Raw genomic sequence first — 11,152 nt, 5'->3', positions numbered from 1 at the left:
ATCTGGGGCTATTATCAAACCGTGAGACCGCATACTTTCAACAGTTATTTAACACCGCTAGAAAAAGAGAAACGCTACTTTAATAAAAACCTCTTATCAGGTGTCCTAAATTAGTTGACCACTACAAATAGCTCATCAAGAGTATGGTGAAAACCACCATCATCTACTGCAAATACATAATCAAAAAATATTTTGGCCATTGCAGACTGAGGGTGGCTAGCATCGCGAAAAGATTTATTGTGACTCCAACTACCACTGTATATTTTATTGAATACTCTCTCTATATTACCAGAAACAGAATTTGAAGCATGTTTTCGAGTAATACCTGGTTTTTGCACGTATGCAGCAGCATTTTCCACAGACTTCCAAATGATATAATGCATGGTTGATACAGAGCATTCAGCTAAACATGATCTGAGAATACTAATTAGCTTTTCGCCAATAGGCGGTGCTAGATAGTTCAATCTTGACCTAGTAATCAGGTAGCTTAAACACTCTCCTAGCTGTAACTTTTCACACCAGTTCTTAAATTGATCATTCGCTACTAGAGCACTGGTATTTTTCTGAGATTTAGCGTTTATCAAGATTTTAGTAAGATTCTCAATACTATAAGCAAACTCAAAGATCGCTTGATAGAAATCTATCTCTAGCTCTTTTTCTTCGTTGATAGTTACGTATTCGTAGCTATTTTCAGAAGCGAGTATGAGCAGATTTCGGTTAAAAAGATGCTGTAGTATCTCTTCATCTAATTTAGAGAACGGTGATAAAGGTAATGATAAATTGTCACGTAGAGAGACTGTATTCCTTATATTATCTGCCCCTAGGCTCTCTACAGTCGCTGCGAGTAGAAGTTTATCCACATCGTTAAGCTCAGTGACTGAAGGAATACTGCTTAATTGAATGCTTCGGCATTGATTGATGTACTCTAGAGCGGTCTGTCTCTTTTCTTCTGCTAAACGGTCTTGTTTAAGACGATACTCTAAGTACTCTTGATCCATTCTTTTTTCAAGCGCCGCCCTGCAATCATCACACCGCCATCTAATAAGATCCAATCGAGTTAGCTGTGAGCGAGTATAGCAAATCTTAGTTGTACCGCAGTCTATGCATTGGCAGTCTAGTACGACAAGATGAGCATTTATTTTAACGATACTAGGTATATCCTGATGCTTAACATCAAACTCTTGACCTATTTCTTTACAGGTATATATAAAACCACTTCGTTTATCGCCTTCTCTTAACCAGTACCTCTCACAGATCAGCTTATTAGTTTCTGTTATATCTGGCTGATACTCTAGTTTTGTTTTCATACTCACCTCATAATACCGACTATATCCCGTGGATATTATAGCCCACCACTGTGAGTATTGCTATTTTTAGCAGTGGTTGGTGAGATGAAGACAGATGAACGCATGATAGCCTTTGGAAGGCGTATCCGTGATGTGCGCAGAAGCAAAGGAATATCTCAAGAAGTGCTGGCAGAGATGGCAGATATTGATCGAAGTTATATGGGAAATATCGAGCGTGGAGAGAAGAATGTCACTCTCAAAAAGGCCTATGATATTTGCGATGCATTGGATATAGATATTAAGGATCTAGTCTAAATTGTTCGATTCATAATAATATGATAGTTAACTATAGTCAGTCTAGAATAAAAGAGATACAACCCATATCATGAAACAGCTTAGGTAGATTATTCTCCATCCAGCCTTGACGTAGAAATTTTGCCTGTGCCCACTTCTTTTCAATGGGATTTAGATCAGGGCTGTAGGGTGGCAACCAAAGAATACGAGAGACCATCCCAGATTCTGTGTAACTGACGTTTAGATTAAATACTTACACAAAATTTAGGAAGGTCTCTGAAAATTAACCACCTGACACAACTCGTCACCTACTAACAGATCTTGGCGGTCATAAAAGTTGCCCCAACGCTTATAATTATTATCCGTTCTCGACTCAGGGTTATAAGTAATGGCGATGTAGGTTTGAATTTTATTAGTGTCCTAAATTAGTTGACCACCACCAGATTCTTATCAAAGACTTCATCATCTATTATTCGCCAAACGGCAACTTGCTGATGGTCTTTGGTGGTGACTAGATTTAAAGTTTGTTCAATCATTGCTTGAGGTCTCATATCCTTATGATGTTTATTTGCTTCAAACCCAGTTACTTTACACTTAGCGGTTTAATTAAGCTACTTACTTGAGCTATTTGCTTCAGTTATTAGGCTTGGCTACTTACTCAACTTCAATATTCTAAAGGCGCCCTGAATAACTAAAGCAAATACGATGCTACCAATAATCAAATCAGGCGTACTAGAGTGTAACCAATTAACCAAAATCCCTGCAACAATTACCCCTAAATTGATAATCACATCGTTTGAAGTGAAAATCATACTGGCTTGCATATGGGCTTCTTCTCCTTCTTTGCTTTTCGATTTTTGTAGTAAATAGAGGCAAATCAAGTTTGCAATTAGCGCAAGAATCGATATGACTATCATGGTAGAAAAGTCAGGTAACTGCTCATTGCCAAAGAAACGTCTTAGTACTTCTAAAAAACCAAGAATCGCTAGCGTAATTTGAAAATATCCGGCAATTCTAGCAATCCGTTTTTTCTTAATGACCGTTCCACCGACCGCAAATAAGCTAATTCCGTACACCAAGCTATCTGCTAACATATCTAAGCTGTCGGCGACCAACCCCATCGAACGAGAAATCAGTCCCGTGCTCATTTCAATAATAAAGAAAGCAAAGTTAATGACCAGCACTATCCATAGTAGCTTTCTTTGCTCAGCATCTTTTTTGTGACTAGAGTCAGCATCAATTTTAAAATTATTGTTGGGATCAGAGGGGTCAATGGTTTCGGTCGAGAGTAGGGTGTCTCCTAATTTTAGGTCATGAATAGCAGTCTCTATCCCTTCTATATTGTCATGATGAAACACAGTTAATTGACGGTTAGGAATGTCGAACTCAAGATGTTCAATATTCGAGTGGCCCTCTAATTTCATTCGGATTAGGTTTTCCTCCGAAGGGCAGTCCATCTTCGATATTTTAAAAGTTGTTTTATTCATAGTTACATTTATATCCGGGTGGTGGTTCAAAAAGTAGGCTGAAAAAAAACAGGCTGAGAAATTGATAAATAGTGAAATGCAAATGACACTATACATCAAATGCCCAGCCTGTCTAAGTAACATTACCTTCCAGTTCACATTTTATAAACATACTCAAGTATAAAAAGTATTTTTCCGTATAGAGTGACTACGACGCTAGTTCATTTTGTTTGTGATAATCGGCATCAATGTGCTTATTTATTACGCTTACTTTCTAAAAATATCATGTCAATTATAATCAATGCGACACCGACACAGACACCTATATCTGCAACATTGAAAATAGGATAATTCCAGACATCAGCATAATGCACATGGATAAAGTCAACCACTTTACCAATTCTTAAACGATCGATTAAGTTGCCAATCGCACCACCGAGCATTAAGGCTAACCCCATGGACAATAGCTTGGCTGCACGTGGCGCTTTGATTAAATAAACCGTTAAAAAGATAGCCATTACAAAAGCTAAGCCTGAGAAAAACCATTTCTGCCAACCGCCAGCGTCGGCTAAAAAGCTAAATGCTGCCCCATAGTTATAAGCGAGTGTCCAGTTGAGAAATGGTTCAATGACCGGTACGGGGTCATTGAACGCTAATGTGGTTTGGGCCAACCACTTAGTCCATTGATCAAGTATTAATACCATTATCGCCAACAAATACCAGATAAAAGCGCGACTGCCATTGGCAACCATTTTTGGTATTTTGTCCAACTTATCTTTAGGTGTTATTGAGTTGCCTGAAGTCACGTACATAGCTTTAGGCGTATGATTTATGGTTTTAGAGTCAATCGATTGATGAGTACTACTCACAGCTATAGGTACCTTCTTGTCAGCAATATTAGTACTAGCCGATTCAACGCTATTCAATTTAGTACTATCTAATCTGTCGGTAGATTCAGTCATAGTTGTTTCCTTTATCTATGTTTATACAATGAACAATGTTAAACGTATATGTTTTTGGTATACGATTATTAATCGCGCCACTTTCATAAACGGCTCCACTTACCGCTCTGGTATTATGAAACTTACGGTAATAATTTTTTATTAGGGAATCTGTTGATTGATTTCAACATTAACCTGAGTCTGTTCAACGCTAATCATTATAGGATTACCCGATAAGTCGCCTGATTCTGCTATGGCATTACCGCTATGACTAATACGAGCAACGACTGCTAACTGAGTTTTGTCACTACGAGCTGAATTTAACGTGCGATCTGGCATCATCGCATCAAGATTGCTTAAGCGGATACTAGCCTCACCTTGCTTGATAATACTAATGGGTAAACGTTTGGCGGCAAACGGAGGGCCCCCTTTCACATCACGTATCGCTACAAACAACACATCATCAGCTTTCACTAACGGTAATAAATTAGCGTTAATTTTCACTGTCACGTCAATACCTTCTAGCGCTTGCTTTTCTTGCGTGCTAACGTAGTTGCTTAACTCATCTAAGCTTGCTAAAGCTTTAGTATGATCACCTGGTTTGGCCACAATGCTGCCTTGTAAGCGTTTAATCCAACCTTGCGCTTGGGCAAAGTTACTACCACGTGCCTCACCCATTGCCATTAGCATCTGCGCACCTTCATGCTGTGGATTTTTGGCAAGGACATCTTGTAATACACGGCGGCTACTGGCATCAAGCTGACCTTTATTGGCAAAAAAGCTAATCTGCGCATAAGTGGTCGCAATCTCTTCATTGTCTGGTGACAGACGGTAAGCGCGTGACAAAGCTTCAATCGCTGAGTCGGTAGCTTCAAGCGATAAAAACAGCTCTGACAAACGCATCCAGCGATCAGGATCATCGGCATGACGATAAACGTTGGTCTGCATCGCGCTGATAAGCTGCTGGCCGTTTTCGATTGCCCATACAGGTGGCTGATCGATTTTGCCAGTCAACAAGTCATCAGCGACTTTTCCGACCTTGTCTTCGGCCGTCCACAGATCAAACACAGGCGTTCGGTCACCCACCATCAGATACGCCAGCGCAGCCAATACAGGCACCCAAACCATGAGGATCAAGCGGCTTTTGATACCAGGGGTGACCATCGGCGTGACTTCACGCTGGGCATCCAATAGCTGACGCTCCAGTTCCAGCTTTTGATTTTGATAATGGCTATTATTAATAGTACCGCTGTCTTTATCTGTTTGTAGCTCAGCTAAACGTTCGCGAAATACTGCAACATTAATATCTAGCAGTTGATTGTCTATTGGTTTGGACTGCAAACGCGGTGCTCGTAGCCATGGCATAATAGCAATTAGCGCAAATATAAGAGCAATCAGCAAGCTTAGAGCTACAAATAAGCCAAAAGTAGAAAATAGAGTCATTTTTTGTCCTCTATGCTAGTAATATCGTGGTCGACATTCTCAGCTTGCGATAATAGACGATCAAGCTCAGCCTTTTCCGCAGAGGTCAAGGCAGCAGTACTGTTCACTGTAACGCCGTTTTGGCCACGGGCGACAACTTGGCGGCGTTTACTTTGCCAAAACCACCCTATCAATAATACGATCAGTAGCAATGGCGGAAAAAACCATAAAATCCATGTCGATGGACGTACAGGCGGCTTGTAGCTGATAAAATCGCCGTAGCGCTCTTGCATATAATCCCGGATTTCCGCATCACTACGTCTGTCTTTAATCAAATCATAGACTTTTTGCTTTAAGTCTTGGGCAATCGGCGCATCAGAACCTGCCAAGTTTTGGTTTTGGCATTTCGGGCAACGTAGCTCTTCGATTAGCCCTCGATATTGGGCTTCTTGTTGTGCAGAGTCAAAATCATATACCTCTATCGCCGCATAGCTGGTCACACTTAGGAGACAGGCAAGTATTAAGCTCGCTACTTTTATCGTAACGGCCTTTATTGAACGGGCTATCATTTGCACACCTCTTCAACCTGAATCGCATCTGGACTGACGTTATTATCATTGGCATCATTGAGTACCGTTAAGCAAGGCTCAATACGATCTTGCCAGTTACTCTCGTTAATCTCACCAACAATGTGCTGGCGAATAACGCCTTCACCATCGACAGTGAAAGTCTCAGGCGCACCCGTCAACCCTAAGTCCAAGGCAAACTGGCCGGACAAATCCTGAATAGACATCGAAAAGGGATCACCGCCTCGGTTGAGATAGCTGAGCGCATCACCGATATCGTCTTTATAATTCACGCCAACCAGATTGACACCACGCTCTTCTAGTTGCATCAAAAAAGGATGCTCAATAACGCAAGTTGGGCACCAAGAGCCCCAAATATTCATCAAAAAGGGCTCATCAGGTAAGTTGTCATTGGTCATGATCCGACTGGTATCGGACAACAATGGCAGCTCAAACGCTGGTACTGGGCGTTCAAGCGCGGTATTGGTTACGATTTCAGTCGGCTGCCCCAAACGAAAATAAAGCATAACCATAACAGCAGCAAAGATGATCAGCGGGATCAAAAACCATATTCTAAATTGGCTTTTTTTCATTGTTCGATTACCTTTTGTTTCAGGGGGTTGCTCGGAAAAATGATTAGACTTAGTCATTTTGCTTCTCCCCTATTAGTGTCGTGTTATTAGTAGTGCTTTTAACATCTAAATCAGTAACCGTCGTAAAGCCTGACTTACTCGCTGCAATTTGTGCAGGGGTCTTGGATGTTTTGAGACGATAGCGCCTATCAAGCATACTCAGCAGACCACCCAATGCCATAATAATAGCGCCGAGCCATATCCAACGAATTAATGGTTTTACATAAATCCTTAATGCCCATTGGTTACTACCATCGGCAATAGGTTCGCCCAGTGCGACATAAACATCGCGCATAAGACTGGGGTCAATAGCAGCTTCAGTTGTTGGCATCGTGCTGATAATATAAGTACGCTTTTCTGGAGTCAGTTTCGCCACTTCACGACCGTCTTTGGATACCACCACTTGCGCTTGCGTTGCATCAAAGTTACTACCCTTTATTTCAAAAAATTCAGTTACTTCAAAATCGTAACCTTGAACATTGACTGTATCGCCAATACCCATTGCTACGTCACGCTCAATACTCAGGCTACTAGTAAAGGCTATGCCAATGACAGCAACCAATACGCCAATATGAGCAGTCTGTTGACCCCAATAGCTCAGACGCAACTGCCGCAAACCGTTAAAAAGATTAGGCGCATTCTTAGTTTTATCTTTAAAATCAACTGCCATCCATAGCAGTGCCCAAAAGCTAACGGCTAAAGTCACACCAATATTAAGCATAGACGATGGATTAACAAAGTAAGTAATAATGGCGGCTAATACTAAGCTACTAACGGCGATGACCATGCCTATACCCAGTAGTGGACGGGTGTCTTTTTTCCAGCGAATATTTGAGCCCATACCCATAGCTATTAATAACAGCCACGTTAAAGGTACAAATAATGCATTAAAATAAGGAGGGCCAACGGACACTTGTCCTAAACCAAAAGCATCAGCGATAATAGGGTAAAGGGTGCCGAGCAGCACCACTAAGGTTGCAATCAAAATGATGGCGTTGTTGATCACTAAAAAGGACTCACGTGAAATCAGCTGATATTGACTTTCAACGGTTAAACGCCAACCTCGAACGGCAAACATTAATAGACCACTACCGATGATAATGCCAAGAATAGCTAAGATAACCAAACCACGCGTCGGATCAGCGGCAAACGAATGCACTGAGGTAAGGACTCCAGAGCGTACCAGGAACGTGCCAAGCAAGCTTAAGGCAAAGGCGAAAATAGCCAGCATGATGGTCCATGCTTTAAACACCCCGCGCTTTTCAGTGACTGCTAATGAATGCAGCAATGCTAAGCCGACAAGCCAAGGCATAAACGAGGCATTCTCTACCGGATCCCAAAACCACCAACCGCCCCAGCCAAGCTCGTAGTAGGCCCACCACGAGCCCAGTGCAATACCAATGGTCAAAAATCCCCAAGCCGCGAGCGCCCATGGACGTGACCAGCGTGTCCAAGCAGCATCTAAACGCCCTTCCCACAATGCCGCCATACAAAATGCAAAAGGTACTACCATACCCACATAGCCCATATATAACATGGGCGGATGAATAATCAGACCGAAATCTTGTAGGACAGGATTTAAATCAGCGCCATCGACCGCTAGATTGGGTAAGGTACGCTCAAACGGTGACGAGGTAAATATCAGCATCGTTAGCATCATTAACTGTACACCGGCCAAAATAACTAATACCCGCGCACGCATTGATAACGGCAAGCCGCGACTAAAGTATGATACCAGTGCACACCATGTGGCCATGATGGTCATCCATAGCAGCAAAGAGCCCTCGTGTCCGCCCCATGTCGCCGATAACTTATAGTACCAAGGCAACAGCGTATTAGAATGCTGCGCGACGTAACTGAGGCTAAAATCATTATAATAAAAACCTGCTATCAAAGCGCCAAATGACGTTATCATGGCGGCAAACTGTGCCCAAGCTAGGCTAGGGGCTAGTCGTTGCCAAGCAACTTGGTTACGAATAACACCAATAGTTGGCAGAATTACCTGCAATAACGCCAGTACAAAAGCGGTAAGCAAGGCAAAATAGCCCAATTCTGTAATCAACATACGGTCTAACCTTATTTACTCTAATGCGGTTGCAGTTTACTGTGGCGGTGGAATTTTTATTATTAGAACCCACCCCCGAAATCTGCTGCTATCTCTAGTTTTTAATTGATTTCGAAGGGTTTTATTTAACTACTTTAGGCGGATTTACCAGTGGAGGCGCTCCCTTAAAGCGCAGTAAACGTAACGCATTAAGAGTAACGAGCACTGTTGCTCCAGCATCAGCTAGAACCGCAATCCATAGTCCAGTAATGCCGAATACGGTCGTGATCAGAAAGACGCCTTTGAGACCCAAAGCGAAAATGACGTTCTGATGAATGTTGCGCATGGTGGCACGTGAAAGTGCGATGAGATGAGCCATATCCGTAACACGACTTTTTAATAATGCGATATCGGCCGTCTCAATGGCCACATCGGTACCACCACCCATCGCGATGCCAACATTGGCAGTTGCTAGCGCTGGCGCATCGTTAATACCATCACCAACCATCGCTATTTTGCGGTTGTTCTTCATCTCGTTAAGCAGGCGCAGTTTGTCCTCAGGCAACAGCTCAGCTTCCCATTCCACGTCTAAATTACTGGCAAGTGCTTGAGCGGTTAAGCGGTTGTCGCCTGTTAGCATGACGGAGCGCACACCCATCGCTTTGAGCTGAGCCACACCTTCATGAGCGTCGTCTCGTAATTCGTCTCTTAGCGCGATTAATCCAAGCACTTCACGGTTTTGCTCATCGAAAAGAACAGAGACGGTCTTACCCTCATTTTGCAGCGCCTCAATTTGCGCCTGTTGTGTGGATGAAATCAATGCCTCATCGGCTGCGTAAACAGGCGAACCGATAGCTAGCGCGCGCTCCGCGACAGTTGCGTGTACCGCTTTACCCGCAGTAGCAGAAGCTTTGGAAGCCACAGGTATAACAACTTTAGCGGCTTCAGCATGGCTGACAATGGCTTCAGCAAGTGGGTGACTAGAACCAGTCTCCACACTGGCAAAAAGTGCCAATACCTTATCTTTACCTTGAGAACCCTGATCCTGAGAATCCTGACCTTGAACACTTGAATACTCTTGTGTAATGTCAACAACATCGGTCACGCGTGGTTTGCCTTCAGTTAAAGTGCCTGTCTTGTCAAAAGCGACTGTCTTCACTTGGCCGATGGTTTCTAAAGCACTACCGCCTTTGATCAGCAAGCCACGGCGCGCACCAACAGCAAGACCAGAGGCGATGGCAGCGGGTGTTGATAGTACAAGAGCACAGGGACAGGCAATCAGCAACAGTGCTAGACCGCGATACAACCAAGTCGACCAATCTCCACCCATGGCTAACGGTGGAATGATAATAATTAGTGCGGCAATAGCCATCACTGCCGGTGTGTAATAGCGACTGAATTTCTCAATAAAACGGGCAGTGGGTGCTTTGGAGGCTTGGGCTTGCTCTACCAGCTCAATAATGCGCGAAATGGTGTTATCGGCGGCTGTCTTTTCTACGCGCACTTGGAGCACACCATCGATGTTAATTGACCCTGCAAATACATTGTCACCCATCGTCTTGGCAACAGGAACAGACTCTCCCGTCACGGGCGAATCATCAAGGCTGGACGCACCTTGAACAATGGAACCATCAGCAGATACCCTATCTCCAGGACGCACCAGCACAAGGTCATTCACTTGTAATGAAGTCGCTGGAACGTTACGCTGCCCACCTTGAGCATCAAGTAAAATTGCACTTTTCGGAACCAGCGATGATAAGGCTCTGATGCCAGCGCGAGCGCGATCAGCAGCGATACTCTCAAACAGTTCACCGATTGAGAACAAAAAGACAACTGCTGCGGCCTCTTCAGCTTCACCAATGATAAGTGCGCCAAGCACGGCGACGGACATCAGCGTTTCAATTGAAAAGAATGAACCTGTTTTAGCCAGTGCTAAGGCTTTGCGCGCAAATGGAAAAACGCCTACAATCACAGCGATGGCAAACACCCATATCCCATAAGCGGGCAACAGTAGTGACAGTGCATAAGCGCTGCCCATCAAAATACCGAGGCCAACAACCTGTTTGCCTTTTTGAGTTTGCCACCATTGCTTATCCTGCGGAGCCATCTGATTGTCGCTGTCAATATCAATAGCCGATACAGTTTGTTGACCAGTATTGGCAGAGATGCCGAACCCTAGGCTTTTGATTGTTTTTTCGATATCACTAGCCTGAGTCGGCGCACCAGGGGCTAAATTTAGCTCTAGCGTTTCTGTAGCGAAATTCAGCTGAACATCAGAAACCCCAGGCATACGTTTCAAAGCTGTTTCAATCTTGCCGATGCAACTGGCACAGTCCATACCTTCAATATGATATTTCATAATAATTTACCCTTTGAATAATGATATTATGAACCCTATAGTGGCTTTAGAGTCAAGGTTATTTATCTACAGTTTCGTAATTTTAATTTCTCTAGCGCTAGTCTTTACAGCCACTTTAATTATTTAAATCATAGAGGTTGTT

Annotated in this window: 10 protein-coding genes; 1 reads left to right on the top strand and 9 read right to left on the bottom strand. The window is 43.2% G+C overall.

What is annotated here, in order from left to right:
- Window positions 1–110 precede the first annotated feature (110 nt).
- The gene (locus QL898_RS13345) at window positions 111–1,307 is read right to left on the bottom strand and encodes a hypothetical protein (RefSeq protein ID WP_290177129.1); all 1,197 of its coding nucleotides are present in this window, start codon (window positions 1,305–1,307) and stop codon (window positions 111–113) included.
- An 84-nt stretch (window positions 1,308–1,391) separates the two neighbouring features.
- Here QL898_RS13345 and QL898_RS13340 point away from each other — a divergent pair, with 84 nt between their 5' ends.
- Complete coding sequence (locus tag QL898_RS13340) at window positions 1,392–1,601, top strand: helix-turn-helix transcriptional regulator (RefSeq protein WP_290177128.1); 210 nt, start codon at window positions 1,392–1,394, stop codon at window positions 1,599–1,601.
- Between the two features lie 37 nt (window positions 1,602–1,638).
- On the opposite strand, the gene QL898_RS13335 is transcribed toward QL898_RS13340, so the two are convergent.
- The 8 genes from QL898_RS13335 to QL898_RS13300 all read right to left on the bottom strand — a co-directional run bounded on the left by QL898_RS13335 (window position 1,639) and on the right by QL898_RS13300 (window position 11,010).
- Complete coding sequence (locus tag QL898_RS13335) at window positions 1,639–1,797, bottom strand: transposase (RefSeq protein WP_224737862.1); 159 nt, start codon at window positions 1,795–1,797, stop codon at window positions 1,639–1,641.
- 433 nt (window positions 1,798–2,230) lie between these two features.
- Complete coding sequence (locus QL898_RS13330) at window positions 2,231–3,067, bottom strand: cation transporter (RefSeq protein ID WP_057758797.1); 837 nt, start codon at window positions 3,065–3,067, stop codon at window positions 2,231–2,233.
- Between the two features lie 233 nt (window positions 3,068–3,300).
- Window positions 3,301–4,008, bottom strand: coding sequence for a signal peptidase II (gene lspA, locus QL898_RS13325; protein ID WP_290177127.1), 708 nt, complete (start codon window positions 4,006–4,008; stop codon window positions 3,301–3,303).
- A 141-nt stretch (window positions 4,009–4,149) separates the two neighbouring features.
- The gene (ccmI, locus tag QL898_RS13320; protein WP_191114792.1) at window positions 4,150–5,430 is read right to left on the bottom strand and encodes a c-type cytochrome biogenesis protein CcmI; all 1,281 of its coding nucleotides are present in this window, start codon (window positions 5,428–5,430) and stop codon (window positions 4,150–4,152) included.
- The gene (locus tag QL898_RS13315; RefSeq protein WP_191114791.1) at window positions 5,427–5,978 is read right to left on the bottom strand and encodes a cytochrome c-type biogenesis protein; all 552 of its coding nucleotides are present in this window, start codon (window positions 5,976–5,978) and stop codon (window positions 5,427–5,429) included. Before QL898_RS13315 ends, ccmI begins: the two co-directional genes overlap by 4 nt.
- Window positions 5,975–6,625: a DsbE family thiol:disulfide interchange protein gene (locus QL898_RS13310; protein ID WP_105244428.1), complete on the bottom strand. Its 651-nt coding sequence runs from the start codon at window positions 6,623–6,625 to the stop codon at window positions 5,975–5,977. Before QL898_RS13310 ends, QL898_RS13315 begins: the two co-directional genes overlap by 4 nt.
- Window positions 6,618–8,672, bottom strand: coding sequence for a heme lyase CcmF/NrfE family subunit (locus QL898_RS13305; protein ID WP_105244429.1), 2,055 nt, complete (start codon window positions 8,670–8,672; stop codon window positions 6,618–6,620). The genes QL898_RS13310 and QL898_RS13305 overlap by 8 nt, the downstream gene beginning before the upstream one ends.
- A 121-nt stretch (window positions 8,673–8,793) precedes the next feature.
- The gene (locus QL898_RS13300; protein WP_290177126.1) at window positions 8,794–11,010 is read right to left on the bottom strand and encodes a heavy metal translocating P-type ATPase; all 2,217 of its coding nucleotides are present in this window, start codon (window positions 11,008–11,010) and stop codon (window positions 8,794–8,796) included.
- Window positions 11,011–11,152 lie beyond the last annotated feature (142 nt).

Origin of the sequence: Psychrobacter sp. APC 3279, from assembly GCF_030407795.1 — a bacterium.
GTDB lineage: Bacteria > Pseudomonadota > Gammaproteobacteria > Pseudomonadales > Moraxellaceae > Psychrobacter.
Note: the sequence above shows the minus strand (reverse complement) of the source record. Positions and strands in the feature narration are given on the sequence as shown.